The sequence below is a fragment of the Nocardiopsis exhalans genome (assembly GCF_024134545.1).
Taxonomy (GTDB): Bacteria; Actinomycetota; Actinomycetes; order Streptosporangiales; family Streptosporangiaceae; genus Nocardiopsis; species Nocardiopsis exhalans.
The window spans coordinates 6,040,489-6,065,709 of the sequence record NZ_CP099837.1; the positions used below are offsets into that span (position 1 = coordinate 6,040,489).

Below are 25,221 nucleotides of genomic sequence, written 5' to 3' on the forward strand. Positions count from 1 at the left end.
AACGGAAGTCTGCGGTGTGGCGTCGCCGACCAGCCGCGCACAACAGGTCCCTACCCGTCACGAGGTTTCCCCTGTTGGTCGTGTTCACCCTGGTGCGGGAGTCGACGATCCCGACCGGAAGCGGTCATCCGCTTCACCGAGGTTTACCTCAGGCTCGGCCCTGTCACAGGCGTCGCGGAACCGTGGGGTCATCCCGCGGGCGGCCGCGTGTTCGGCCGGTGACGGGTCACCGGTCGTCCGTTCCGGGTGATGTGCGTCATCGGACCACTGGGGGACGAATCACGGAGCGGCGAAGGCCCGCCGAGCGGTGCTCGGCGGGCCTTGGTGCCGGTCCGGTCGTCCGGGTCCGGTTGCCTGACTAGTTGAGCGTGTCCGGGTCCGGACCGATACGGCCGTCGCGGTCCAGCGAACCGATCCGGTCGACGTCCTCGGCGGTGAGCTCGAAGTCGAACACGTCGAAGTTCTCCCGGATCCGCGACGGGGTCACGGACTTGGGGATGACGACGTTGCCGAGCTGGAGGTGCCAGCGGAGCACGACCTGCGCGGCGGACTTGCCGTGCTTGGCGCCGAGCTCGACCAGGATCGGGTCCTCGAGCAGGCCCTTGCCCTGGCCCAGCGGGCTCCAGGCCTCGGTGAGCACACCCTCGGCGGCGTTGGCGGCGCGCATCCCGGGCTGAGAGAAGTAGGGGTGCAGCTCGATCTGGTTGATCGCGGGAACGACCTCGGCCTCGCCGACGAGGCGCTCCAGGGTCCGCGCGGTGAAGTTGGACACGCCGATGGCCTTGGCCCGGCCCTCGGCGTGGATGCGCTCCAGCGCCTTCCAGGTGTCGACGTAGGTGTCGCGGGCCGGGGTCGGCCAGTGGATCAGGTACAGGTCGACGTACTCGGTGCCCAGCCGCTCCAGGCTGGCGTCGAAGGCCTTCAGGGCCTTGTCGTAGCCCTGGTCGTCGTTCCACAGCTTGGTGGTGAGGAAGATGTCCTCACGCGCCACACCGGAGTCGGCGATGGCGCGGCCGGTGCCCTTCTCGTTGTCGTAGATCCGGGCGGTGTCGATGCTGCGGTAGCCGGCCTCGATGGCGGTCGTGACGGAGTTGTAGGCCTCGTCGTCGGGGACCTGCCAGACACCGAAACCGAGCTGCGGCATGGTGAGGCCGTTGTTCAGCGTGACGTGCTGCAAGAGAGTCGCCTTTCAGCGGGGACGGGCGTGCCGCGGCCGTGTGACCGTGCCGCGGCGGGTAGGGAGATGTGTGGGGGCCAGGCGGCCCCTGGGGCCGCTGTGGTCCCTGATACCCGGGGGCTCCCATGATGCCGACCTGGAGTGCACTCCAGGCAAACCGGGAACCCCCGGCCGGAGGGCTCGGGTCAGGTGCGGATCAGACGGGCAGGCGCACCAGCATCTTGCCGGTGTTGGCGCCGCGCATCATGCCGAGGAACGCGTCGACGGCGTTGTCGATGCCCTCGACCACGGTCTCCTCGGTGTGTAGCTTGCCCTCGGCCAGCCACTGGGCGGCGTTCTTGTAGTACTCGGGGGCGAGGTCACCGTGGTCGCCGACGAGGAAGCCCTGGAGCTTGATCCGCTTGCCCACCAGCAGACCGAGGTTGTCCGGGCCGGGCACCGGCTCGGTGGCGTTGTAGACCGAGATCGCCCCGCACAGCGCGGCACGGCCGTGGACCCGCATACCTTGGATGGCCGCGCGCAGGTGGTCGCCGCCGACGTTGTCGAAGTAGACGTCGATGCCCTCGGGGGCGGCCTCCGCCAGCTGTCCCTCCAGGTCGCCCTCGCGGTAGTCGATGGCGGCGTCGTAGCCGAACTCCTCCAGCAGGCGGCGCTTCTTCTCGGGACCGCCCGCGGAACCGATCACCTTTGAGGCGCCGAGCTGTTTGGCGATCTGACCGGCGAGGCTGCCGACCGCGCCCGCGGCACCGGAGACGAACACCACGTCGCCCTCCTTGAGCCCGGCCACGGCGGTCAGGCCCGCGTAGGCGGTGAGGCCGACCATGCCGAGCGCGCTCAGGTAGGCCTGTGCGGGGGCGGCGTCGGTATCCACGACCTTGGCCCGGGCCGCGTCCACGAGCGCGTACTGGCGCCAGCCCTGGAAGTGCAGGACGCTGGCGCCGACGGGGACGTCGGGGCTCTGGGAGGCGACGACGGTGCCGACCGCGCCGCCCTCCATGGCCTCGCCCAGTTCGAACGGCGGCACGTAGGACTTGACGTCGTTCATGCGGCCGCGCATGTAGGGGTCGACCGACATCCAGTCGTTGCGGACCAGGATCTGGCCCGGCGCGGGGTCGGCGACGGTGGTCTCGACCACGGAGAAGTCCTCCGGCCGGGGTTCGCCGTCGGGCCGGGCGACGAGGTGGACTTCCTTGGAAACGGGCATGGTTGGTGCACTCCCCTGAACGCGACTTCGTGGGACCGGGTACCGGTACGACCACGGGTCTTCGACACTAGACCCGGACGGCATACGAGGACCAATAGAATCGGCGAGGTGACCTATAGAATTTCCAATGGTTCCGTTTCGCTCGACGCCGAGCCCGGGCCGGACGGACCTCTGGACCTCCAGCTGCTGCGGACGTTCCTGGCCGTGCACCGCTCGGGTTCCTTCACCGCCGCGGCCCAGTTGCTGCGGCTGTCACAGCCGACTGTGACCACTCAGATAAGGGCTCTGGAACGGCGTCTGGGGTACGCGCTGTTCGAACGCCTCCCCCGCGGCGTGGCCCCCACCTCGGACGCCAACGACCTCGCCGCCCGGGTCGCGGGGCCGCTGGACGACCTGGAGACGGTGGCGTTCCAGGGCGGCCCCGGCAGGTCGTCGGCGCCGACCGCGCCGCTGCGGTTGGCGGGACCGGCCGAGCTGCTCAGCGAGCGCGCGCTGCCCGCGCTGGCCCCGCTCGTCGCCGAGGAGGGGCTGCGGCTGCGCGTGCACACCGGCCTGGCCGACGACCTGTTGGAGGGGTTGCGGGCGGGACGGCACGACCTGGTGCTGTCCTCGATCCGGCCCCGGGGACGGGCGGTGCTCGCCGAACCGCTGATGGACGAGGAGTTCGTGCTGGTAGCGGCGCCCGTCTGGGCGGAGAAGGTGGGCCTGCCCCGGGTCCGGCGCCAGGGCTGCGCGGCCCTGTGCGGGGTCCCGCTGGTCACCTACGCCGACGACCTGCCCATCGCCCGCCGCTACTGGCGGCACGTGTTCGGGGTCCGGCTGACCCACACCCCGGAACTCACCGTGCCCGACCTGCGCTCGGTGCTGGCCGCGGTGGTCAACGGGGCGGGCGCGACCGTCCTGCCGCGTTACCTGTGCCAGCGGGCCCTGCTCGAAGGTGACCTGGTGGCGCTCCTGGAGCCGGAGGACCCGCCGTTCAACACGGTGTACCTGGCCCGCAGGCCCGGGGTGACCGACAACCCCCACCTGGACCTGGTCCGCTCCCATCTGGCCAGGGCCGCCCGTACCTGGTGAGAGGCGGCCCCTGGCCGGACGGCCCTACAGACCGGAACAACCGGAGGTTGAGGCTCTGGACCGGGGCCGGAAGCGGCCGGACCGGGTCGTGGGCTCTCTGGCTCGGGTTAGGGTGCGGGTCATGCACGACCCGAACACCTCCCCCGACCCCGCTCACCAGGGCCCGGGCCCCCAGCGTCCCGGCACCGGAGCTCAGGGGGCCGCGCCCTCGGTGCCGCCTTCGCGGGGGCAGCACGCCGGGGCCGGACCCGGCCCACAAGGACAACCCCCGCACGGTCCGCCCCAGGGCCCCTTTCCGGGTCAGTACCCGTCGGGCGGGCACCCACCGTACGGGCCGCCGCAGGGACCGCCCCAGGGTCACTTCCCACCGGGCGGACACCCTCCCCAGGGTCCGCCGCAGGGGTACCCCCAAGGTCCTCCCCCGTACGGGACCCAGCCGCGGCGGAAGGGCGGCGGGGGCGGGACCGTACTCAAGGTGCTGTCGATCGGCTGTGTGACGATCCTGCTGCTCATCGTCGCCGCGGGGGTCGGCGGCGCCTACTACCTCGGCTGGATCGGCGGGAACGGGAAGTACGATTCCGCACCGAGCGCCTGTGGGCTCGTGGACGTGGCAGCCGTCGACGCGGCCGTGCCCGGTCTCACCGGCGACATGACCGAGGAGCCCCCCAGATACTCCAACCGGGACGGCCTGGCGTGCCTGGTCGGGGACGAGTGGGGCGATGACCGGATGTACCTCACCGTGATCCCCTATAGCAAGGACGAGGACGGCTTCGAACGCCGCTCCGCCGATGAGAAGGCCGAAATCCAGTACGGCAACAGCTGGGTGCCCGACACCCGGGCGCACTCGGAGACCGGCCCCGGCGGCGTGGAGATCCGAGTGGGAGAGGGTCAGAACCTGGGGTACGCGCAAAAGATCGCCGTGACCCAGTTCGAGAACCTGGTGGTCGAGGCGCGGGTGGAGGCCAGTATCGACGAGGGCCGGAGCGGTTCGCTCTCCGAGAGCGAGAGCGAGGAGCTCGCCGTGGCACTGCTGGTCCACGCGGTCGAGCAACTCCCCTAAGCGACGGGCCCGCGGGTGTCTTGACCTTCACACTGGTGTGACGGGCTACGGTCGCCGCATGAGCGAGCTGACCGAACCTCTGACCGGGCCCCGCCTCCAGGTCGTGCTGCCCGACGAATCACCCGGGATGTCCCCGCACACCCTGGTGGACCTGGGCGTGCGCGCCGAGGAGCTCGGCGCGCACACGGTGTGGCTGCCGGACCACGTCCTGCCGCCCGAGCCCTACGGGAACACGTACGGGGGCGTGTACGAGCCTTTGGTGGCCTTGGCCTACCTGGCGGCGCGCACCGCACGGGTCCGGTTGGGCACGTCCGTGCTGGTGCTGCCGATACGCGACACGTTTGTCCTGGCCAAGCAGGTGGCCACCCTGGACCGGCTGTCCGGGGGCCGGTTCACCCTCGGGGTGGGGGTGGGCTGGGAGCGCGAGGAGTTCACGGCGGTGGGCTCGGACTTCACCAACCGGGGAGCCCGGACGGACGAGGCCCTGGCGCTGCTCCGGCACCTCTTCGAGGGAGAGGGCCCGTTCCGGGGAAGGTTCCACTCCTACGAACGCGGGGTGTTCGAGCCGCGCCCGGCGGATCGGGTTCGGCTCATGGTGGGTGGCGGCTCGGACGCGGCTCTGCGGCGGGCCGCGGAGTGGGCCGACGAGTGGCAGGGGGTCGACCCGGACCCGGAGGTCTTCCGGAGGGCGCGTAACCGGTTGCGCGAACTCACCCGCCGCCCGGTGCGTGCCGGGGTCCGGATGGCGTGGACCGGCGGCGAGGAGGAGTTCGCGGCCGCGGTGGAGCGCTTCCGTGAGCTGGCCGCGTCGGGGGCGGACTCGGTGGCGGTGTGGTTCGGCGACGCCGAGGGCTTCGAGGGGCGCATGGAGCGTTTCGTGGCCGCGCTGCGCTGAGGGAGGGCGCTCTGCGCGGAGTTGGAGCGGGTTCGGCTCTCGCGGGGATCCCGGGCTACTTCTGGTTGCGCAGCAGTCCCCGGCCGCCGTACTTCTTGTGGATGGCCTGCTTGGACACCCCGAGGACCTCGGCGATCCGGGCCCAGGTGGCGCCCTGGTTGCGGGCGCGGCGCACCAGGACGGCCTCGGCGCGTTCGGCCTCCCCCCGCAGTCGGACGACGGCGTCCAACCCCACCAGGGGGTCGTCGCCGTCCAGGGCCCGGGCGAGCGCGGCGAGCTGTTCGGTGTCCATGGGTCAACTGTAATTGACCCCTCCCGGGGGCAGGAGAGCCAAAGCGGGAGAGTCCGCAACCAAGTAGCGGGAAGCGGTTCATAACCAACGGCCCCGCGGACGGGACTCGCTAGATTGGGCTCATGCTCACCATTGAACGCGCTCTGAAGACGGACGTGGAAGCGATCGTCGCCATGCTGGCCGACGACCCCCTGGGAGCCCAGCGCGAGACCCCCGACGACCTGTCCCGCTACCTCGAGGCCTTCGAGGTCATCGACGCCGACCCCCACCAGTACCTGGCCGTGGCCCGCCGCAACGGCCGGGTCGTCGGCACCCTCCAGCTCACGGTGCTGCCGGGCCTGTCCCGGCAGGGCGCCACCCGGGCCCAGATCGAGGCGGTCCGGGTGCACACCGACGAACGCGGCAGCGGCCTGGGCAGTGATCTGCTGGAGTGGGCCGAGCGGGAGGCCCGAGGGCGCGGCTGCGTGATGCTGCAGTTGACCTCGGACGTCAAACGGCAGGACGCCCACCGCTTCTACGAACGCCTCGGTTACGAACCCAGCCACATCGGTTTCAAGAAGCGGCTCGTCTGAGTCTCGTGACCGTGGGGCGGCGGTGAACGCTTCGGGCACGACCCCGTCGGCCGGGACCGGGTCCGGGAGGTGTGACCGGATCAGTCCGGTCACAGGCGGGATCGTGCCTGGTTCGGGGCGCTGACAGTTGGAGGGGTTGTGGCATGAACCCGACACGTACCGGCAGAGCGCTCGTGGTCGTCGACGCGCAGCAGTCCTTCCTCCAGCGCGAGAGCTGGCAGGCCTCGTCCGGCCCCGGGGTCGCCGACCGGATCGGACACCTCGTCGACCACTTCCGCGGCCGAGGCGGCCGGGGCGTGTGGGTCCTACACACCGAGCCCGGCAGCGGCACGGTGTTCGATCCCGAACTCGGGTTCGTGGAACCGATGCCCGGACTGAACCCGGCCGACGGCGAACCCCTGCTGACCAAGACCGCGCACAGCGCCTTCACCGGAACCGACCTGCGACGCCTGCTCACCGGCTGGGGTGTCACCGAGGCCACCGGGCTGACCCCGCTGCGGTACCAACAGCGGTTGCGGCTGGAACGCGCCGAGCAGTTGATCGGTGAGGGTGCGACGATGGAGTCGGCGGCGCGGACCGTGGGTTTCCAGGACGCCCGCATGCTCCGCCGTCTGCGCTCCAACCCCTGACTCGGCCACCCGGGAGAGCGCTCTGCCGCGCCCTGAACGAGCCTGAGGGCGCCACGCATTCGCAGGGCCATGAGCAGCGGGTAGCGGCACACGCCCGGTCCGCATCACTGTGTGCGGGAGAGCGCTCCCGCGTCTGCTCGGTCGCGACGCGCGCTCCGCGGTCAGGGGGTCACGATGTCGAAGGTCGGGTCGGGTTGGTCCAGGAGGCCGAGCAGGCGGTCCAGCAGTTGTTCGTCCCCGGAGAAACTCATGCCCTCGGTGCCCTTTCCGGCGAGCAGGCGCAGCAGGCGGAACTTGTTCAGGGTGATGGTGAGGTCCGGTTCGCCCCGGCGCGGCTTCTCTCGGGTGGTGAGCGCCCCGTTGGAGAGCGTGGTCCGGTAGGTGGTGTCCATGTCGGTGAACACCCAGTCGATGACGAAGTACTCCTCCCAGGCCTTGGGGCCGTTGACCCGGATCGCCACGGACTCGAAGAGTTGGTCCACCGACAGCGCGGCCGCCATCCCCGTGCCCAGGGTCGGGGACAGGTCCGGTTTGCCCCGGCGTAGTTCGGCGGCGCCCTGGAGGTAGAAATTGCGCCAGGTGGCGCTCTCCGATCCGAAGCCCAGCCGCTCGTACACCCCGGCCAGGGCAGCGCGGGCGCGAGCGTGTCCGGGGTCGGTGAACACGGCGTGGTTGAGCAGGGTGGCGGCGAACCTCAGGTCGCCCCGGTCCCGGTACCCGTCCGCTTTTCGCACCACCTCGTCGATGCCGCCCATGCACTCCACGTACCGTCGTGCGGCCTCCTCGGGCGGGTGTTCCCACAGGTGGGCGGGGTTGCCGTCGAACCAGCCCATGTAGCGCTGGTAGATCGCCTTGACGTTGTGACTGACCGAACCGTGGTAGCCCCGAGTGTGCCACTCCCGTTCCAGACCGGGCGGTAGCTGGAGGTGTTCGGCGATCTCCATGCCCACGTACCCCTGGTTGATCAGGCGCAGGGTCTGGTCGTGCAGGTAGGCGTAGAGGTCGCGCTGCTGGCGCAGGAAGGCGACGATCTCGTCGGTGCCCCAGGTGGGCCAGTGGTGGGAGGCGAACAGGACGTCGGAATCGTTGGCGAAGAGCGCGATGGACTCGTCGAGGTAGCGCGACCAGACCCGGGCGTCGCGCACCGGGGCCCCGCGCAGGGTGAGGATGTCGTGCAGGTTGTGGGTGGCGTTCTCCGCCATGCACAGGGCCCGGTGCTCGGGGAAGTAGAAGTTCATCTCGGTGGACGCCTCGGGGCCGGGCGTCATCTGGAAGACGATCCGCACCCCGTCCACCACCTCCTCCTGGCCGGTGCGGGTGATGGAGCGGTTGGGCGCGATGAGCGTGACCGTGCCGGAGGACCTGCTCAGGCCCAGCCCCACACCGATGTGTCCCCTCGGTCCGGCCTCCAGGTGGGATCCGGTGTGGAAGAGGCCGCGACGGGCCATCGCCGGACCGGTGTAGACGTTCTCCGACACCGCGTGTTCCATGAATCCCGCGGGTGCGAGGATCGGCACGGTGCCGTCGGTGACCCCGCCGACCCCGCCGAAGTGGTCCACGTGCGACTGCGAGTAGATGACCCCGCTGACCGGCCGGTCGCCTCGGTGCGCCCGGTACAGCTCCAGCCCGGTGCGCGCCGGTTCGGCGGAGATGAGCGGATCAATGACCAGGACGCCCTGGTCGCCCTCCACCAGGGTCATGTTCGACAGGTCCAGGCCCCGGATCTGGTAGATCCCCTCGGTGACCTCGAACAGCCCCTGTCTGGAGCACAGCTGGGACTGCCGCCACAGACCGGGGTCGGCGCTGTCGGGACACTCCCCCTCGAGGAAGTCGTAGGCGTCGGCGTCCCACACCACCCGCCCGCTGTCATCTCTGACCTGTCCGGGTTCGAGCCGCGCGATCAGACCCCGGTCCGCGTTGGCGAAGTCGGTGTCGTCGGAGTGGTCGGGTCCGTTACCGGTCATCACTTCTCCTCGTCGTCATGGCCGAGGCGATCAGCCGAGCGGGGTGCGCTTCCCCTGAGTCGTCTGAGCCGGGCAGAGGAGCCGCCGGTGCGAGTGGCCCGCACCGGCGGCGTGAGAGGGCCCGGGGCTCCGGGGCAGGAGGCCTAGGACTGGAGGGCCTCGACGAGCTCCTTCTCGTTGTCCTTGGACAGGTTGGTCTGGATGACCGTAGGGTTCAGCGGCCGGAAGGCGTCGACCACGCGGTCGATGGTGGCGTCGTCGGCCAGCAGGAAGACCGCGGCCCGTCCCTGTTGGAGCTCGGAACCGATGTCCTTGATCATGTCGTCGTCGATGCCGACGTCGCTGAGTCTGCCCGCGATCGCGCCCGCGCCCGCGCCGACGGCCAGGCCGAGGAGCGGGTTCAGGAAGAGCAGGCCGATGAGTGTGCCCCACAGGGCACCGCCCGCCGCACCGTAACCGGTGAGGTTGACGGTCTGGTGGATGCGGGGGCGGCCCTTGTCGTCCTTGTAGGCGTAGGCGGCGTCCTCCAGCTGGAGGAGCTCCTGTTTGCTGAGGTCGGCGGCGATGTCGAGCGCCTTCTCGGCGGTGTCGCGGTCGACCACCCCGAGTACGATCAGCTGCGCCATGAGTGTGTGGTCCCCCGTCGTCGTTGCCTGGTCCGCGGGAAGCGGACCCGATCGGCGGGAGCCTTCCCGGCCGCGTCTTTGGCCAACGCCAGCGGGAGGGCGCGATCCTGCAAAACCCCGCACGGAACGGGCCCCGGCCCCGCCCAGGCGCGCGGGGCTCACCAGTCGTTGAGCGGTCCTCCGGGGCCGGGGTCGTCAGGGTCGTCGGGGTCGCGTTCACGGCGCACCTGCCGCCGGACCAGCCGGTACAGCCCGTACCCCCAGGCCAGTACGACTCCGGCGACCAGCAGGTAGGCGAGTGGTCCGAGTACCACGTGTGCCTCCTGGTTCGAGAGTTACCTTCTGATACCTACCCTGTGGTGCCGTCAGGACTCGTCGGCCAGGCCTCGGAACACCCGCTCACACGCGTCGGGCCAACACCAACTGGGTGGTGTAGGGCACCTTGACGTTCCCGTCGGGGAAGTGGCGCTCGGCGATCGCGAGGATCTCGGCGCGGGTGCGCTCCTCGCCCAGCTCGCGGACGACCGCCGCCATCTTGCTGGAGGACAGCGCCATGCCCAGGTACTGCTCAGCCGTGAGCTCACGCACCCAGGGGTGGAAGTGCTCGGTCGCTCCGGCCAGCCCCTGGACCCCGGAGAACTCTCCGACCAGGTCGTACTTGCGGTAGTAGCGGTCGTATCCGGGGCTGTACCGCTCCAGCAGGGCCTCGTGGTCGTCGATGAACGCGCTGCCGTCGAGGTCGCGGTTGTTGTTGAGCACGGCGAGGGTGCCGCCGGGCGCGAGCAGGCGGGCGGACTCGGCGTAGAAGGCGGGGCGGTCGAACCAGTGGACGGCCTGGGCGGTGAGGACCAGCGCGGCGGAGGCGTCCGGGAAGGGGATGTCCTCGGCGCGGGCGTCCACGTACTCGACCCCTTCGGCCTCGGAGGCAGCGGCGTCGAGCATGTCCCGGCCGGGCTCGACCCCCACCACGCGGGGGCCGGGGCCGAAGACCCCGCGCAGCGCGCGGGTGGAGATACCGGTTCCGGAACCGACGTCGAGCAGGAGCCAGGGGTCGGGCCAGGAGTCGGTGGCACCTGCGCGCACGTGGTCACGCAGGGTGTCGAGAATTTGGCCTGGGTAGTCGGGGCGAAAGGCCCGGTAGTTCTCGGTGAGGCCGGTGAAGGCCTGGGTGCGGTCGCTCATCTGGGGGTCCCTCCGCTGTGTACGGGCTGAGGTGGATTCGCCGGTGTACACGTTATTGGTCGGGCGTGCGGCATCCTCACGAACACGGAAAGGAGGGGGACGACCACGGTGCATCCCCGCGCTGGTTCGCCTCTTCGGGGTGGCACGTGTCGAACCGTTCCGCCCGCTATCCGACCGGCGAGGGTTCCTGTTTGGTCCTGCGGTAGTCCGAGGGGCTGGTTCCCGTGTGGTTCTTGAAGGCGGCGCTGAAGGCGAAGGCGCTCCCGTAACCCACCCGGGCGGCCAGTGGCTCCAAGCCCAGGTCCGGCTCGGCGACCAGGAGGTCGCAGGCCAGGGTGAGCCGCCAGGTGCGCAGGTAGGTCATGGGCGGGCTGCCCACCGCGCGCTGGAAGCGGGCGGCCAGGGTCGCACGGGAGACCGCGCACTCCCCCGCCAGGGATTCCAGGGTCCAGGGGCGGGCCGGGTGTTCGTGCACCAGATCCAGAGCACGGGCGACGACCGGGTCGTGGCGTGCGCTGAGCCAGTTCGGGGCGGTGTCGGGACGGGCCTCCAGCCAGGCGCGGACCGCCATGATCAGCAGGGAGTCGAGGAGGCGGTCGTTGAGTGCGCTCTGCGCCACGCGTGCGGTGGTGATCTCCCGGGTGAGCAGGGAGACGACGGAGGCGTCGACCGAACCGGCGGGCAGCAGGGCCACCGGGGGCAGGGCGGCCAGGGCGAGTCGGCCGATCTCACCGGTGCCCTCGTAGGCGCCGAGGATCATGGTGTCGGTGCCCTCCGGGTCGTTTCCCCAGATGTTGACGCCATGGCTCATGGTCTGGTGGACCGCCCGGCCGTCCAGGCTCATGCAGCGGTTGCCCGGGTAGACGACAGTGCCCGGAACGGAGTCGGGCCGGTCGGAGATCACGTACGGTTCCGCTCCCCGGATGAGCAGCACGTCCCCGGGGTCGGTCGGGAGGGGCTCGACGCCGTCACGGCGCAGCCAGACCCGGCCTCCGGTGATCACCAGCACCGTGAGGGCGGCCCCGTCGCGGACGTCGATGCCCCAGGGCGCGCTCATCACCACGCGCAGGGTGAAGGCGGAGCGGGCGCGGGGCCCGTCGATCAGGTGCACAAGGGGGTCCATGTACCTCTCCTGAACCGGTCGGCATTGGACGTTCTCTTATGCAGTCCAGCAGAGGAACCATGTTCCGTCCAGGTGTTTGCGGCTGTACTGGAGCCATGGATACGAACAGCACCGCCACACGAGTCCTGATCACCGGCGGCACCGGGATGACCGGGCGCCGCATCACCCACATGCTGGCGGAGCGGGGCGTCGACCACCGGGTCGCCTCCCGGTCCGGCCACCCGGCGACGGGGACGCCGCGCTTCGACTGGCACGACACCGACACCTGGGACGCCGTTCTGGAGGGGGTCGACTCGGTCTACCTCTGCTACCACCCCGACCTGGCCTTTCCGGGTGCGGCCGAGACCGTCTCCGCCTTCGCCGCGCGGGCGGCCTCGAAGGGGGTGCGCCGCATGGTCCTGCTGTCCGGGCGCGGCGAACCGGAGGCCCAGCGCGCGGAACGTGAGGTGCGGGAGGTCTTCCCCGGCCTGACCGTGCTGCGCTGCGCCTTCTTCGCGCAGAACTTCTCGGAGTTCTTCTTCCTCCCGGCCGTGCTGTCCGGAACCGTCGCGCTGCCGGTGGCGGACGTGCCCGAGCCGTTCGTGGACCTGGACGACGTCGCGGAGGCAGCCGCCCGGGCCCTGACCGAGGACGGGCACGCCGGGGAGCTGTACGAGATGACCGGACCGAGGGCGCTGACCTTCACCGAGGCGGGAAGGGCCCTGGGCGAGGCCACAGGCCGCCCGGCCGCCTACCGGAAGGTGTCCACGGAGGAGTTCGTGGCCGCCTCCGCTGCCGTCGGCATGCCCGAGGATGTCGCTCACGGGCTGGCGGAGCTGTTCACCGAGGTCCTGGACGGCCGCAACACCAAGCCCGCCGACGGAGTGGAACGCGCCCTGTCCCGCCCGGCGAACAGCTTCGAGGAGTACACCGCCAAGGCCGCCGCATCGGGGGTGTGGTCGCGCGATTAGCGGATGCCTCGTGGGCGCCCCGCCCCCGGAACAGAGCGCCCACTGATCTTCCGGAAAAGCGCCACATGGCGGAGGAGGGCACGACATGATCACCCTGTGCCCCTCCCCCGCCTGTGACCTGGACGAACCGGGTCACCGCGGGGAACCGAACACACACGAGGAAACCCCTGTGCCCGGTCAAGAACACGAGATCCCGCTCAAGCTGGTCCAGAACCAGCCCGCCATGGCTCCCGTCCTGTTGGAGTCCCTGGGTTTCGACATCCCGCATCACACCGAAGCGATCAACACCAGCTCGGTGCTGACCAACTGTGATCCCAAAGAGCTCAACAGCGATGGTGCCGTTCTGCTGCGCGACGGCGCCCGACACGTCATGGCCGTCGTGGTGGAGCGCCAGAACGGGCGTGACTACGAAAAGCGGCTGACCTGGCCCGCCTATCTGTCCCTGCTGCGTCTCAGGTTAAAGTGCCCCGCCGTGCTGGTGGTCCTGTGTCCGACCGGGGCGCTCGCACGCTGGTGTGCCACACCGATCCAGACCGGGCATCCGGGGTTCGACCTGTCTCCGTTGACCATCGGACCCGCCGAGATGCCGCTGATCGTGGACCATGAACAGGCGCGGGCGCTCCCCGAGCTGGCGGTGCTGTCGGCACGCGCGCACGGCGATACCGACACCCGGACTCTGGAAGCCGTGTTGGAGGCCCTGGACGCCACGGCGAACAAGAACAGGGCGTTTTACTATGACTACGTACTGGCCGGTCTCAAGCAACCAAGGGGAGACGTACACAACCACCGTACCGCCCCATGCGCCCGTTCAGACAGCGGAAAGCCCCGCCAACACGGGGTTGACGGGGCTATCTTCGCGGAGGACTACGCGGCTACCGCTGCCACGGCTCCGGGAGCGGAGCCCCGGCACGAAGCGCGGCGTCTAGGGCCTTCCATTCCTGGCACGCGGAGCGGAGCGCGGTGAAGGCGTGCGGGGCTCCGCCGTCTTCGCGGAGGGCTTCGGAAAGCCGGTCATAGACGTCCGTCACGTACCGGGCTTTGTAGTTCCCCGCGTCGCTGGCCACACGCCAGCACGCCGGGACCGGGCCCCCGCTCCGGAGAAGCCCGTCAAGGACGTTGAAAGCCCCGTCGGCACGGCGAAGGGTGGCCACAGCGCGCGGAGGAAGCCCCGGCGTCGCCAGCAAGTACGACACCTGCGCGGCCATAGCGTCCGCCGGGAGCGCGGCCCCGTTGCGTGCGTGGCCTTCGTCCGTGGTCATGTCGAGTCCCTTCGTGCTTGCCCATTCCCGGGCGTCCAAGTCCATGTGTTTGCCGCTGTGGCCAGCGAGTAGCGCGCACCCGTGCGCGGGGCACGGCGTGACGTCGGAGGGCCCCAACCCGTACAAGCGCGCGTCGGCCGTCTCCGAAGCTCGGAAGCCGTACAAGGACGGCTGTGCCGCGTCGTGGCTCCCGGATGCTCCCGACCCGTACCGGGACGCGGCCGCTGCCAACCACCGCGCTCCGGCCGTCAACGTCGCGGAGAGCGGACCGTGTGCACCGTCGGGCGTGACCGGTAGCCACGCGGTGAGAGCGTCGTTCGCGGCCAACGTGCCCAGAGCGGAAGTGTCCAGCCCGTACACGCTGTGCAAGACCGGTTCGCCGTCAACCGCTTCGGGGAGCATGTCCGGCGTAGGCACCACGACGAAGTTCGTAGCGGCGTTTTCCTGCCGGGCCTCGAAAGGCCCCGACCCGTACACCTGCGCGTCGGCCGTGGCGGATTCCTCGGACCCGTACACGTCCGCGTCGTCCTCCGCGAACGCGGCATAGTTCAGCTCGTCGATCTCTTCGGGGGAGAGCGCGCGGGGACGCGGAGCGGTCCCCTCGAAGTCGCTGCCCCATCCGTCGCGGCACATGCCGCCGTGTCCGCTGTCGAGCACGCACGCCTTGGACGGAGCGGCCGCACGGTTGAACGGGTGCCAGCGGAAGAGTCCGCACGCGGCCATTAGGCGACCTCCGTCCGGCTCGAAGCGATCTCGGAGAGAACGGCCAACCCCAACCTCGAAGCGTCCGCGCGGCGGAGGGCTTCCTTCCTTTCGTGTTCGCGGTAGAAGCCGCGCACGATGTCGGCCGGTTCGGCAACGGCGTCCGTGTCCACCACGGGGACATAGTCGGCCGGGACGCGTGCGAGCACCGCGCGCGGAGTGTCGTCGGCCGGGCGACGCGGAGCGGGCACAAGCGGCGGAAGCGCGGGACCCGTACGGCCGTCGGCCGCCGGGAGCGACACGACGTAGCGACGCACGCGGCCGGAGCGGACGCGGCGAAGCTCTGCGGATAGTTCGCGGAGGTAGCCGAACGGGCTCGTGTGCGTGCCGTTCGTTGGACGAAACAGCCGCACGAGCACGGCGAAAAGGGCGATAACGTAGCCCATGGCAAGCACCTACTTTGCTTGTCCGGGCCCGGGGGTGTTACCAGCACCTGCCGGGCCGCTCTGTTTGATTGTGGAGCTTCCACCCTACTTGCTTTAGGACGCGTTGGGTAGCAAAGGGACGCGTCCCTTACGTTTGTGCAGCGTAGGGGCGGTTTATTGTGCGTGTATGAGCAGTCCCGAAGACTTCCAACCGTCGAACGCGGCGTATCTGTACCTAGAGCTTGCCGACTTCGTCGCCGCTCAAATCCAGCGCGGCGACCTTAAGCCCGGCGCACGGCTTCCCCCGGAACGTGAGTTTGCGGAGGAGTACGGCGTTTCGATCGGCACGGCGCGTAGGGCGACGCGAGAGCTCCGGGAGCGGGGCCTTGTGACCACGCTCCCGATCAAGGGAACGTTCGTGATGGACAAGCCGGGAGACAGCTCCGACTCTTGACCGCCTTGCCTACGCGCCCCGCGCGGGGCTTCCGCCTTGCCGCCCCCGCGCGGCCAAAGTTCGTTGAGGGCCTGGTCCAACTCGACACACGCGGGGCCGGCCCCACCCAGTCCGGGTAAAGCTCTGGTCACTCGGGGCTCAATAGCTCCAAAAGCCGCTCAGATGCTCGCTAGCGTGTTGGACCCCCTTGGCAAGCCCGTCACACGCGGCGCACGCTGTTCGGGATTTTCCCTGGTCACGGTTGTGGTGCCTTGCTCGGGGCGCGCGTCACTGGCCTTGCCGCCCAACCCCGCTCCGCCAACTTTTGAGCAGCGCTGCTCAACTTTTGGGCATAGAAATAGGCCCCGAAGCCGGGTATGCCCAACTTCGGGGCCATGGGACGACAGCATCACGTCCAAGAGTCTTGGACGTCCGCCGTCATGGTCTGTAGCAGTGTGTGCCCGTTTCGCGGCAACCTCGCGACGGAAGCCCCGCACGACGCACACGAGCCGCTCCGCGTCGCGGGCCCCACGACAGCGCGGACCGGCCGCCGGATGGCACGGTGGCCGTTCCCGCGCGGGTCCCATCGGACGTCGCGATACACAGCCGGAGCGCACTTCGACAGCACCGCGTCCGCACACGAGCGGCCGCACGCCGGGAGCTCCGGAGATACCGGCAGACCTCCAAGAAAGCCTTTGAGCGTCACCGTGAGCGGCCCGGAGAAACCGCGTAGGGCTTTCCACGGGTCCGCGTCTGGGATAGGCCCCGGAGCGGCCATAGGCGTCTGCGGAGCGATCTCTTCGACAGCCGGAGGGCGCGGAACCGGCATTCTCGCGGACACGCCGCGTAGACGTGCACTGGCCTTACGGGACATCTTCGAGCACTCCGGGCACCTCTTGGTGTGGCCGTCGCTCGTGCGCTTATCCGGCCGAAACAGCGAAAGCAGGAACGTGTCGCCACAATCCGCGCACGTCTTCATGATCGAGCCCCTTCGCGGCCGCCGGAAACAGGGAAGCCCGGCCGCCGGGACATGACCGGCGGCCGGACGGGGACGGAGAGCTAGACCGACCCGGATAGACCGTGACCAGAAAGGCCACGGAAGTCTAAAGCGCTTCTCGGTACGCGGCGAGAACGGCGATATCCTCCGCGTGCTCCGCGCGCACCTCGATATCGTCCGGCCAAATCTCCGGACCGTAATGATGCACAGCGTTCACAAGCGCGATGTGGTTCGCCTCGTATGGCTCTCCCCGCACCTCCAAGAATGCGCGGACGTGCGCTAGGCGGTCTTCCAACTTCGAGGGACGTAGGAACCGCTCCGGAGCCCTTGCCCGCTTCGCACGAGCACGGCGAGTCTTTGCCATTACCGGTCACCCGAAGCCTTAGCGCGGTCCCAACGGGCACGCGCGGCTTGCCTCGCACGGATGGACGTCACACTCATTTCGGAGTCGTCCGCCGCGTCCTCCGCCGCTGCTTCCGGCAAACACTCCGACCAAATCCGATCAGCCTGGACGCGGAGGTTTCTCTCTTCGGCCAATAGCGGGTGTGCCACATATTGGCCTTGTGAGCCGCGCGTCATCATTCCGTCGTTCTCGACCTGCTCGGCGCAATCGTCCGCACGGGCAAGCAACCGCGCGACGGAGGAAATGCGCTCGTGTAGAACGTCGTCTGATTCCGCGACCGCATGAAAAGCGGTCATGAGTCGGTCGCGGTGTTCTTCGTAACTCATACCGACCTTTCTGGTTACAGAACCCGTAGATACGGGACAGCTACGATGCGTGCCCAGTGATTTTCCCGCTAACCCCAATCGGTCGCGCGTCCCCGCCGGTGAGGGCATACCCCCAGGTCACAGCCTTGCCGGGGTGTCAGGTGTTCCGGCCCTGCCGTCGGCCGCGCGAGGTTCGCTTGCCAACGTAAGCGTCGCGGATTGCCATAAGCGAACGAAAGTCCTGATCAGAAAGAACAACTGGCGCGACGTTTCCCACTGGCATAATGCGCGTGATGAACTCAACGTCACGCGCGTGCTCGCGCGCACGCGGGACACTCTTCACATTCACGAGCGCTGTCGCGACCTGCTCAAGCACGCGACACGCAGCACTGCAATAAGACTTCACGGAATGCCCGATAGACAGCAGCGGAGCGTCACACGTGATGCGGCCACACGTGGCACCGGCCGGGGCAATAAGGCGGGGCATAGCAGGGGGCCCTTCAACTATAAGAGGGGCCATTCAACAATGGCCCCTAGGTACAGGTGGGGGGGCAGGGTCACGGAGTAATATGAACCCTGCCCCCAATCCCGCGCGGAGGAAACGACACGCGGGAAGAATGGACTACTCGCTATCGCCGTTTCCGGCCGCGTCTTCCTCGGCGATCTTCACCGCGTCGCCGAAGGATGCGCCGATGACCGGATAAGCGCGGGGTGCCTTATCGTCGCCGTAACCGAGACGGGACGGGATCGTGGCCAGGTGCTGAAGTACGGCATCCAAGGTCGGTTGGTTCGTGCCGGTCCGCCGGGCGTTCGGGCTGAAACTCGACTTGGAAACCAACGCGCGTAGCTGGTCATCTTCGGGAAGCTGATTTGCCATCCCTCGCACATTTCCGAACGCGGAAATGGCCCTGTGGATTCGCCGCTGTGCTTCGGCAGCCGCCTCGATAGCCGCGCTCCGCTCCGCCTCGAAAGCGCGGAGACGCTCCCGGGTAAGCCGGTCGGCATTGGCCCGATAATCGCGGCGGATACGCGTCTTCGTGGACCGTGCGTCGTTGAGCGCGATCATCACGGTTGTGTTGGCGAGTCGGTTCGCGTCTTCCGCGCGCTTGAGAGCCTCGTCTAGCGTCTTTTGCGCTCCGGCCGCTGTAGCTACCGGGTCCCCGTTCGGAACCCGTAGAGCGGCCTCTTCAGCCCCATCACGGGCGCGCTTAGCGTCCGCGACAGCACGGTCGGCGTCTTCCGCTTCGAGGTGGTATCGGTCCGCGCGCTCGATCCGGTCTTCGAGGGGCTTAACCAGACTCCCGAGAGTCGGAATCTCGAAGGCCGCGCCCTTGAGAGCGGCGAGCATCTTTCGGGCCTCGGCAAGGTCAAGGTCCCGCTTGTCCGTGTCCGTAAGTCCAGCGGTAAGCGGGTCTTCTCCGGGAATAACAGGAGTGCTGTCAACGAACGTATGGGTCGGAGAGCCCGGGAGCGGGTTCGGAAAGAGAGCCATTACTTGACCTCCTTCACGGACCCGTAACCCATACGCTCTCGGATCTTCTCCGCGAGAGCGGCGGCCGTGAGCTTGTCGCCATTGTCAACAACCTTTGTCACCGGCCGGATACCCATGTGGTCCGCGATTTTCTGGCAGTTGGCCCGAACAGCGGCGTAGTCGTCCCCCTTAACGAGACTGATCAGGTCCGGCTTCACGCCGACTGCATCCGCGATTGCGGACCGGTCAGACTCGGAAAGGTCCGCTCCGCTAAGCGGCTTCGCGGGCTCCGGCTTCTCCGGAGGCTCCGGCGTCGCCGTGGTGGTTGTGGTGGTCATTGGTGAATCCTCTCCGTTGGTGTTGCTATGCCGCGAGTCGCGCACGTCGCCGCTGGCGTTCCTTAAACGCTCGCTGGCGACACAGGCTGTCGCAGTACTTACGCGGAGCTCCAAGCGTTGGATTGAACACAACGCGCGTGCATTTCTCGTAAGCACAAATGGTTTCGGTTGGCACGATGACCCTTAAACGCAAAAAGGCCGGGCTCCCTGCGATTCGCCCATCGCGGGGAGCCCGGCCGACCTACGTATAGTAGGAAGTTTTGGGGTTCGACCGGGGCGACGATCTACAGGAATGAATAAACGTCCCTGTAGATATGTTTTGTGTCCCGGAGTTCGTGGGGATCATCGCGCCGCCGTGCCAGACGTCCAGGGGGACGTTTTAGCGCGATAGGTTGCACGCCTCGTGTGCGGCCGACATGTTCGCGTCTCGCACGTGACGACGAAGCAGGGACTCCAATTCGTCCGCGTAAGCGTCGCTTTGCAGCACACCCGCGCGAACCAACGTCATGTAATCCAGGAAGAAAGCAAACCCGTCCCCTGCTTCGGTGTCCCCGCCTTCGTCCGCTTCGTTGCGGGAGCATTGGGCATAGTCCAGCGCGACGGCCGTAGCGAAACGGGCGGCTTCCCCGTGCGTCACGTCGGGATCGGCCGCGATATCGCGCACGCCCTCTTCCCAAAGTTCGGCAATGTCCACCAATCCGTCTAGGGCTCCGTGCGGGTTGGGCGGAGTAATGGCGTGCTCGTGCATCGTTTCTCCGTAAGGCTGTGAGTTGCTCTGTGCGCACACAAAAAGGCCGCCCCCTACTCCGTGCTCATCCGGAGCGGGAGCGTGTGTCAGATTTGATCTGATAGCCACATGGCGGCATATGCGCTACGCGGATACCTTGCGCTTTCGCGCGCGGGCCCGGTCTCGGCGCACCCATTGCCGACACGGCTGAGAACACCACTCTTCGTCGGTATTCCTGGCCGAGAACGTCGCGTCATTGGTGCACGCTTCGCGGGAACAGGCGACCGGAGCGAACAGCACAGCAAACCGGGTTGCCGCGTCGTCGGTTTCCAGAAGTTCCGAGAACGCGTAACCGAGAACCGAGCGGCGGAGTTCCGCCCGTGTGTGTACAGCGTTCGCACCTAATCCTCGCGAATCGGATACCTCGCGGAGAGCGCGCGCGTAGGCACGGGCAAGCGCGTCTTGCAGGGAATCGGGGAGTGTCTGCTTCGTTTTTGGCATGGTGTCGCTCCGGGGAGTCGTTGACGCCTTCCGTCTTGTTATGTGTCCCGGGCACGGGAAGTGTTCGCTCGAATATTCAAGGCCCTGAGATCCATACAGGCGGCTTAGTAGAATCATCCGCTTGCCCAGGGAAGCAAGTCGGCAATAAAGCCCGCAGATTGAACCTGAGAGCCGTACGGCGAAGTTCGGGGGTTGCGGAGCGGCGTCAATCCGGCGTTTCGCGGCGTGCGCGTCCGCTGGCGTCCGGCGGACGGTTCGCGGCGGAGACGGCCGGACGGCGGGGGATGACGAAATGACGAAGTGAAGCAAGATCCGGTAATCCCTTAGAACTTTCTTAGTGATACCCAGAAACACCCTAAGTTCGTCATTCCGTCATCATCCCTGGCCAGCACGCCAAATCTGACAGGACCGCCGAACCACTTCGTCATCATCGCGGTTGGGCGACCCGCTTACCGCGACCCACGAACACTCTCTGTCCCCTCCGCGTCCGATCCTTCGCGGCCGCTGGCGTGCGGTCCGCGTCTGGCACCTCGCGGACGGCACGCGGCACGACTTCCGCGAACGGGGAGCGTGCGGCACCTCGCGGACGGGGAGCGTGCGGCACCTCGCGGCATGGGGAGCGGCAACCTTCCGCGTCGCGGCACGGCACGTGTTCCGGCAACCCCGTCACGGGCTCCGGCACGCTTGCCGCTGCCGGAGCGGCACGGCAAACGACACGGCAAGCGGCAAGAGGTCGGCAACGGACGCGGCACGAAGCGCGGCACGCTCCGGCAAACTTCGCGGCAGACGAAGGACAATCCCCTGGTCACAGCCCTACCGCTCGTGCGCCGTTCACGCCCTGGGCGTGCGGCACGCGCTCCGCGCGGCCGCTTCCCCGCTTCCCTTGCCGTGAACCTCGCGCGGGGCTTGCCGTTCACGGAGCGGCACACGGCACGGAGCGGAACGGCACGCGGCAAGCTAGAAACGGCAACGGCACGGCACGCTTGCCGGAGCGGCAAGGCGGCAACGGCTCGTGCCGCTGTGTGCCGTCCTTTGCCGTCCCGTGCCGTTGCCCGTGACCGGCTCCGGCTCCGCCGCGCGCGGAGCGGCGTAGGGACGCCTGGACGGCTCCGGGCAAGGGTCGGGGGTCACGCTTCGCGGAGCGTGCGCTCCGGACATGCCAGCGGCCCCGGTTCCGAGGAATCCGGGGCCGCGTCGGGGGTCGCTAGTCGTCGTCTCCGGAGCGGAGGGCGCGAAGGTGCTGCTCTGCTTCAAAGATGGCGTCTCCGCCGTCTGCGAGTAGCTCCGCGTCGCGGAAGACGGCCGCGTGTACCTCGCGGTCCCAACGCTCCGCGTCCGCTTCGGTCATGTGCCCGTTCTCGCGTGCCTGCCCTACCAACTCCGTGATGATCTCTTGCAGGTGGCCGATAGCGTCGCGCGCGTCGGAAAGCTGTGCGCGGAGGTGCTCGTTGTCGGGGGTCATGTGGGTTGCTCGCTTCCTACGCGGCTAGGAACGCTAGCCGTTGACCGGGGCACGCGTCACTGTCCGGTGTCTCGTGCCCGGATTCCAGTTCTAGCGCCATGTGCAACGTGTCCGGGTCGGTGATGTCCACACGCACCCTGGAAGGGTCCCAATACTTGCTCGGCATCCCCGGGGTCCGCTCCGCGAGGGTCACCCGAACCCCCGCGTCGCGGAGAAGGTGGCGACGTTCGGCAACCGTGGAACGGTGCCACACATCCGCGAACGTCTCCCCCGTGTCTTCGTAGGCCACCTCACGCGGGGCGTCCTGCTCCGCCTTGAGCATGTCGCGACGCGCACGCAACGAGGAAAGACGCGGGCCTAGCTCCGCCGCGTTGCCCGGGTCGGTCATGGCGAGCGCGGTCAACCCTTCAATGCCGCGTTCAACGTCCGCCAACTCCGCGCGCACATCCCGGGGCCCACTGGTGATCTTGCGGCGGACCTTCGCGGACCCGACACTGTCGAGGAACTCGCGGGCTACCTGATCTTCGATCCTGTGCGCGGCCGCTGACACGTGAGAGCACGCGGCCTGGTACACCCGGTAGGGCTTACCTCGCGTCTTCCGGGAGCTGTGCCCGGCCACGGTCCCGCACACCTTGCAACGGATCATGCCGGTAAGCAGGATGTCCGCTCGTGCGGGCTGGTGGTGCTGTGCACGAGCGTCCAAGGCTTCTTGCAGCCGGTACCACGTCGCGGCGTCCAGCAACTCCGGAGCGATCACGTCCGGGGTGCCGTCCGTGCGGAACACTGCCACCGCGCGCTTGGAACCGGCCTCGCGACGCACGCGCAAGCCTCGCAACGCTGGGGAGCGGAGAATCTGAGTCAACACGGTCCCTGTCCATGTTCCGACACCCTCGCGTGCGCGTCCCGCGCGCATGTCGGCATAGGCCGCTGGGGAAGGAACCCCGTAGCGGTTGAGTAGAAAGACCACGTCCGCCACGGTCATACCGTCGATGATGGCTTGAGCGATCTCGCGGACGTTCTCGGCGGACTCGGGGTCAAGGTCGAAGTACGCCGCTCCGTCGCGGCGAACGATGCGGTAACCGTAGGTCGGGCGTCCGGCCGCACGTCCAGCCGCGCGGATACGTGCGCGGCCCTTCGAGGTGCGCTCTTCAATGCGCTCCCGCTCCCATTCGGCCACCATGCCGAGCAGGGGGAACAACATGCCCGCGTTGGTCTCCGTGATCAGGCCGTCCGCCGTCACGATGGACACCCCGGCTTCCCCGCACACGCGGCGGATACTGAGACAGTCCTCTAGCACGCGGGAAAGCCGGTCAAGCTTGGCCACCACCAACACGTCTACCGCGTCCAGCGTGTCCAGCACGCGCGCCATGCCCGGACGCTTACGAGGTGCCAGCGCTCCGGAAACGTTGTTATCCACGATGACCGCGACAACGTCCCAACCGCGCCGTTCGCACTCGGCGCGACACTCGGTTTCCTGGCCTTCGATCGACGTTGAACCCGCGTAGTCGCTGGATTGGCGGAGGTAGATCACGGCACGCTTGCTCACTGGGAGCTCCCAAGGGGTCGGAGTGACTCCCTTGGTTCTGTGTCCGGCACGGGCAACTGTTCGTTACGGTTGCCCTAGCCCGGTCTCAACGAGGCCGCCCGGAAGGAGCTGGAGGACATGATGGCCGTGGAAACCTACCAGTGGCAGAGCGACTTCGCCCGCAAGTACGTCGGCATCGGCGAGGAGAAGGGGCGCGAAGAAGGCCGCGAGGAAGGCCGCGAGGAAGGCCGGATCACCGAGGCCACCCGGAACGTGGTCTCGATCCTCCAAACGCGCGGATTCTCCCTCACGGAGGCGACACGCCAGCGCATCGAATCCTGCACCGACCTGGACACTCTCGAGAAGTGGGTTCCCCTGGCTGTCAAGGCAGACCGTCCGGAGGACCTCTTCGACTGACCGCACCGGAACGAACCCTGCCACCAGCAACACGAATGGCCGCGCTGGTGGCAGGTGCTTTCGCTGGTCCTGCTGGCAGACGGCGAAAGGCCCCGTCAGCGGTGCTGGCGGGGCCTTGTTCGCGGAGCTGCTACCGGCGTCGCTGCCAGGGCTCGGGGAGCGGAGAACCGGAACGGAGCTCGGCGTCGAGCCTGCGCCACAGCGCACACGCGGAGCGGAGCGCGGCGAAGGACTGCGCGGCCCCGCCCACCTCACGAAGCGCCTCAGAGACGGAGTCGTAGAGCGCGGTCACCGGCTCACGTCGTTTCGCATCACCGTTCACCCGCCAGTGGAGCGGGAGCGGGGCACCGCTGCGGAGCAACCCGTCGAGCACGTCGAACGCGCTGTCCGTGCGGCGAAGGGCGACCACGCTCTGCTCCGGAACCACCGGCGTCGCCATCAAACGGGACACCTCTGCCGCCATGATGTCCGCCGAAAGTCCGGGGGAAACGACCTCAGCCCCCGGCTCCGCGCCGGGGAGCTTCTGCGCGCCGTGGTTCACGGTCATCACGCGACTCCTTCCAGCACGGCGTTCTCACGCAGCACGGCCACGCCCGACTGACCATGGTCAACACACATGTGCCGCTGCTGTGCCTCGTGGGCCAGGTAGTAGCCCCGCACGAGGTCCGTCGGAGAGCTCGCTGCCTCCGGCTGGACGACGGGCAGGTAGCCAGGCGAGGCGGGATGAAGCGTCACTGGCGGAGCTCCGTCCAGGGAGCGGCGCGGGGCCGGGAGTGCGCAGGCGTAGCCCGGACCCGCGGGGCGGGCCGGGAGGGGATTCGCGTAGCGGCGGACGCGCGCCGCACGAGCTTCTTCGCGGACCTCGCGACGGACGGCACGCGGAGCCGCGTGCAGCCCTCGGGCGGGACGGAGCAACCGCACGAGGGTTTCGAGCATGGCAAGTAGAGTGTGCACGTCAGCGTTTCCTTAGAACGTTGGCCGGGCCCGGGGTGTTGGTAGCACCGCCGGGCCGCTTCATGTACGCAGCCCTCACCATACGTCAAGTTGTTAGATGTTGTCAGGTCCTGTCAGTGCTCGATCTAAGACAACAATCCACGACATACCGCACGTAGTGTCGTCATATGACCATCGACCTTGACGGCCCCGAGCCTCTCTTCGAGCAGATCGCGACCGTGATGGCTGCCCGTATCGCGGATGGCACGTACCCGCCCCGGCGGCGCATTCCCGGAGAACACGACTTGTGCGAAGAGTTCGGGGTGTCACGACCAACCGTCCGGTCCGCTATCGGGCTGCTCGCGGACAAGGGGCTGGTGATCACCGTGCGAGGAAAGGGCCGTTACGTCGCCGACGCCTAAACCCACAGGAGCACCCGAGGCACGTTCCGAGGTGTTCCCTGCCCACACCCCTGGCGACGGAGCACGGGCGCTCAGAAGTGTCCGTCGGGGCACTCGCCGGACGTGTTGAGCAGCTTGCCGCAGTCAGTGCACATGTAGGGCTTTCCAGTCAGA

27 protein-coding genes and 1 pseudogene are annotated in these 25,221 nt (G+C 68.4%); 10 read left to right on the forward strand and 18 right to left on the reverse strand.

Annotated elements, in window-relative coordinates; genetic code table 11:
- Window positions 1-358: 358 nt before the first annotated feature.
- Window positions 359-1,177, reverse strand: a complete 819-nt coding sequence (locus tag NE857_RS26735) for an aldo/keto reductase (protein ID WP_301184262.1) — start codon at window positions 1,175-1,177, stop codon at window positions 359-361.
- A 196-nt stretch (window positions 1,178-1,373) separates the two neighbouring features.
- Window positions 1,374-2,381 carry an NADP-dependent oxidoreductase gene (locus tag NE857_RS26740; RefSeq protein WP_254418153.1) on the reverse strand — a complete coding sequence of 336 codons (1,008 nt, stop codon included), beginning with the start codon at window positions 2,379-2,381 and terminating at the stop codon, window positions 1,374-1,376.
- Window positions 2,382-2,552: 171 nt separating this feature from the next.
- On the opposite strand from NE857_RS26740, the gene NE857_RS26745 reads away from it, so the two are divergent.
- The 3 genes from NE857_RS26745 (at window position 2,553) to NE857_RS26755 (ending at window position 5,410) form a co-directional block, all read left to right on the forward strand.
- On the forward strand, window positions 2,553-3,455 hold the full coding sequence (locus tag NE857_RS26745) for a LysR family transcriptional regulator (protein ID WP_254422104.1): 903 nt from the start codon (window positions 2,553-2,555) through the stop codon (window positions 3,453-3,455).
- A gap of 475 nt (window positions 3,456-3,930) precedes the next feature.
- Window positions 3,931-4,515, forward strand: a complete 585-nt coding sequence (locus tag NE857_RS26750; protein WP_254418154.1) for a hypothetical protein — start codon at window positions 3,931-3,933, stop codon at window positions 4,513-4,515.
- Window positions 4,516-4,573: 58 nt separating this feature from the next.
- On the forward strand, window positions 4,574-5,410 hold the full coding sequence (locus NE857_RS26755) for a TIGR03619 family F420-dependent LLM class oxidoreductase (protein ID WP_254418155.1): 837 nt from the start codon (window positions 4,574-4,576) through the stop codon (window positions 5,408-5,410).
- A 55-nt stretch (window positions 5,411-5,465) separates the two neighbouring features.
- Here NE857_RS26755 and NE857_RS26760 read toward each other — a convergent pair whose 3' ends face one another.
- Complete coding sequence (locus NE857_RS26760; protein WP_254418156.1) at window positions 5,466-5,702, reverse strand: hypothetical protein; 237 nt, start codon at window positions 5,700-5,702, stop codon at window positions 5,466-5,468.
- A gap of 122 nt (window positions 5,703-5,824) precedes the next feature.
- On the opposite strand from NE857_RS26760, the gene NE857_RS26765 reads away from it, so the two are divergent.
- A complete protein-coding gene (locus NE857_RS26765) occupies window positions 5,825-6,274 on the forward strand; it encodes a GNAT family N-acetyltransferase (RefSeq protein ID WP_254418157.1) in 450 nt (149 codons plus the stop codon).
- A gap of 143 nt (window positions 6,275-6,417) precedes the next feature.
- Window positions 6,418-6,903 (forward strand): cysteine hydrolase family protein, encoded by a 486-nt coding sequence (locus tag NE857_RS26770; RefSeq protein ID WP_254418158.1) that lies wholly within the window; start codon window positions 6,418-6,420, stop codon window positions 6,901-6,903.
- A 161-nt stretch (window positions 6,904-7,064) separates the two neighbouring features.
- Here NE857_RS26770 and NE857_RS26775 read toward each other — a convergent pair whose 3' ends face one another.
- From NE857_RS26775 to NE857_RS26795, 5 genes are all read right to left on the reverse strand, one after another.
- The gene (locus NE857_RS26775) at window positions 7,065-8,867 is read right to left on the reverse strand and encodes an alkyl/aryl-sulfatase (protein ID WP_254418159.1); all 1,803 of its coding nucleotides are present in this window, start codon (window positions 8,865-8,867) and stop codon (window positions 7,065-7,067) included.
- Window positions 8,868-9,010: 143 nt separating this feature from the next.
- Window positions 9,011-9,493 (reverse strand): DUF1269 domain-containing protein, encoded by a 483-nt coding sequence (locus NE857_RS26780; RefSeq protein ID WP_254418160.1) that lies wholly within the window; start codon window positions 9,491-9,493, stop codon window positions 9,011-9,013.
- A 158-nt stretch (window positions 9,494-9,651) separates the two neighbouring features.
- Window positions 9,652-9,807: a hypothetical protein gene (locus NE857_RS26785; RefSeq protein WP_254418161.1), complete on the reverse strand. Its 156-nt coding sequence runs from the start codon at window positions 9,805-9,807 to the stop codon at window positions 9,652-9,654.
- Window positions 9,808-9,892: 85 nt separating this feature from the next.
- A complete protein-coding gene (locus NE857_RS26790; protein ID WP_254418162.1) occupies window positions 9,893-10,675 on the reverse strand; it encodes a class I SAM-dependent methyltransferase in 783 nt (260 codons plus the stop codon).
- Window positions 10,676-10,841: 166 nt separating this feature from the next.
- Window positions 10,842-11,798 (reverse strand): AraC family transcriptional regulator, encoded by a 957-nt coding sequence (locus NE857_RS26795; protein WP_254418163.1) that lies wholly within the window; start codon window positions 11,796-11,798, stop codon window positions 10,842-10,844.
- 95 nt (window positions 11,799-11,893) lie between these two features.
- Between NE857_RS26795 and NE857_RS26800 the strand changes: the two genes are divergently transcribed.
- On the forward strand, window positions 11,894-12,748 hold the full coding sequence (locus NE857_RS26800; RefSeq protein ID WP_254418164.1) for an NAD-dependent epimerase/dehydratase family protein: 855 nt from the start codon (window positions 11,894-11,896) through the stop codon (window positions 12,746-12,748).
- 169 nt (window positions 12,749-12,917) lie between these two features.
- A complete protein-coding gene (locus NE857_RS26805; RefSeq protein WP_254418165.1) occupies window positions 12,918-13,712 on the forward strand; it encodes a hypothetical protein in 795 nt (264 codons plus the stop codon).
- Here NE857_RS26805 and NE857_RS26810 read toward each other — a convergent pair.
- Entirely contained in the window at window positions 13,621-14,730 is a 1,110-nt protein-coding gene (locus NE857_RS26810) for a hypothetical protein (RefSeq protein WP_254418166.1), read from the reverse strand. The genes NE857_RS26805 and NE857_RS26810 overlap by 92 nt on opposite strands.
- Window positions 14,730-15,155, reverse strand: a complete 426-nt coding sequence (locus tag NE857_RS26815; RefSeq protein WP_254418167.1) for a hypothetical protein — start codon at window positions 15,153-15,155, stop codon at window positions 14,730-14,732. The genes NE857_RS26810 and NE857_RS26815 overlap by 1 nt, the downstream gene beginning before the upstream one ends.
- A gap of 166 nt (window positions 15,156-15,321) precedes the next feature.
- On the opposite strand from NE857_RS26815, the gene NE857_RS26820 reads away from it, so the two are divergent.
- Entirely contained in the window at window positions 15,322-15,588 is a 267-nt protein-coding gene (locus tag NE857_RS26820; protein ID WP_254418168.1) for a winged helix-turn-helix domain-containing protein, read from the forward strand.
- 1,339 nt (window positions 15,589-16,927) lie between these two features.
- Here NE857_RS26820 and NE857_RS26825 read toward each other — a convergent pair.
- The 6 genes from NE857_RS26825 to NE857_RS26850 all read right to left on the reverse strand — a co-directional run bounded on the left by NE857_RS26825 (window position 16,928) and on the right by NE857_RS26850 (window position 23,317).
- The gene (locus NE857_RS26825) at window positions 16,928-17,293 is read right to left on the reverse strand and encodes a hypothetical protein (RefSeq protein WP_254418169.1); all 366 of its coding nucleotides are present in this window, start codon (window positions 17,291-17,293) and stop codon (window positions 16,928-16,930) included.
- Window positions 17,294-17,894: 601 nt separating this feature from the next.
- On the reverse strand, window positions 17,895-18,764 hold the full coding sequence (locus NE857_RS26830; protein WP_254418170.1) for a hypothetical protein: 870 nt from the start codon (window positions 18,762-18,764) through the stop codon (window positions 17,895-17,897).
- Entirely contained in the window at window positions 18,764-19,081 is a 318-nt protein-coding gene (locus NE857_RS26835) for a hypothetical protein (protein ID WP_254418171.1), read from the reverse strand. The genes NE857_RS26830 and NE857_RS26835 overlap by 1 nt, the downstream gene beginning before the upstream one ends.
- Window positions 19,082-19,460: 379 nt before the next feature.
- Window positions 19,461-19,829 carry a hypothetical protein gene (locus tag NE857_RS26840; protein WP_254418172.1) on the reverse strand — a complete coding sequence of 123 codons (369 nt, stop codon included), beginning with the start codon at window positions 19,827-19,829 and terminating at the stop codon, window positions 19,461-19,463.
- A 1,684-nt stretch (window positions 19,830-21,513) separates the two neighbouring features.
- A complete protein-coding gene (locus tag NE857_RS26845) occupies window positions 21,514-21,771 on the reverse strand; it encodes a hypothetical protein (protein ID WP_254418173.1) in 258 nt (85 codons plus the stop codon).
- A gap of 16 nt (window positions 21,772-21,787) precedes the next feature.
- Window positions 21,788-23,317 carry a recombinase family protein gene (locus tag NE857_RS26850; protein ID WP_254418174.1) on the reverse strand — a complete coding sequence of 510 codons (1,530 nt, stop codon included), beginning with the start codon at window positions 23,315-23,317 and terminating at the stop codon, window positions 21,788-21,790.
- An 81-nt stretch (window positions 23,318-23,398) separates the two neighbouring features.
- Here NE857_RS26850 and NE857_RS26855 point away from each other — a divergent pair.
- Window positions 23,399-23,713 (forward strand): annotated as a pseudogene (locus NE857_RS26855) (hypothetical protein); the annotation flags it as partial.
- 130 nt (window positions 23,714-23,843) lie between these two features.
- Here NE857_RS26855 and NE857_RS26860 read toward each other — a convergent pair.
- Both NE857_RS26860 and NE857_RS26865 read right to left on the reverse strand, forming a co-directional pair.
- A complete protein-coding gene (locus tag NE857_RS26860; protein ID WP_344011297.1) occupies window positions 23,844-24,260 on the reverse strand; it encodes a hypothetical protein in 417 nt (138 codons plus the stop codon).
- A complete protein-coding gene (locus NE857_RS26865; protein WP_254418176.1) occupies window positions 24,260-24,667 on the reverse strand; it encodes a hypothetical protein in 408 nt (135 codons plus the stop codon). The genes NE857_RS26860 and NE857_RS26865 overlap by 1 nt, the downstream gene beginning before the upstream one ends.
- Before the next feature lie 167 nt (window positions 24,668-24,834).
- On the opposite strand from NE857_RS26865, the gene NE857_RS26870 reads away from it, so the two are divergent.
- Window positions 24,835-25,068 (forward strand): GntR family transcriptional regulator, encoded by a 234-nt coding sequence (locus NE857_RS26870; RefSeq protein WP_254418177.1) that lies wholly within the window; start codon window positions 24,835-24,837, stop codon window positions 25,066-25,068.
- The last annotated feature ends 153 nt before the right edge of the window (window positions 25,069-25,221 follow it).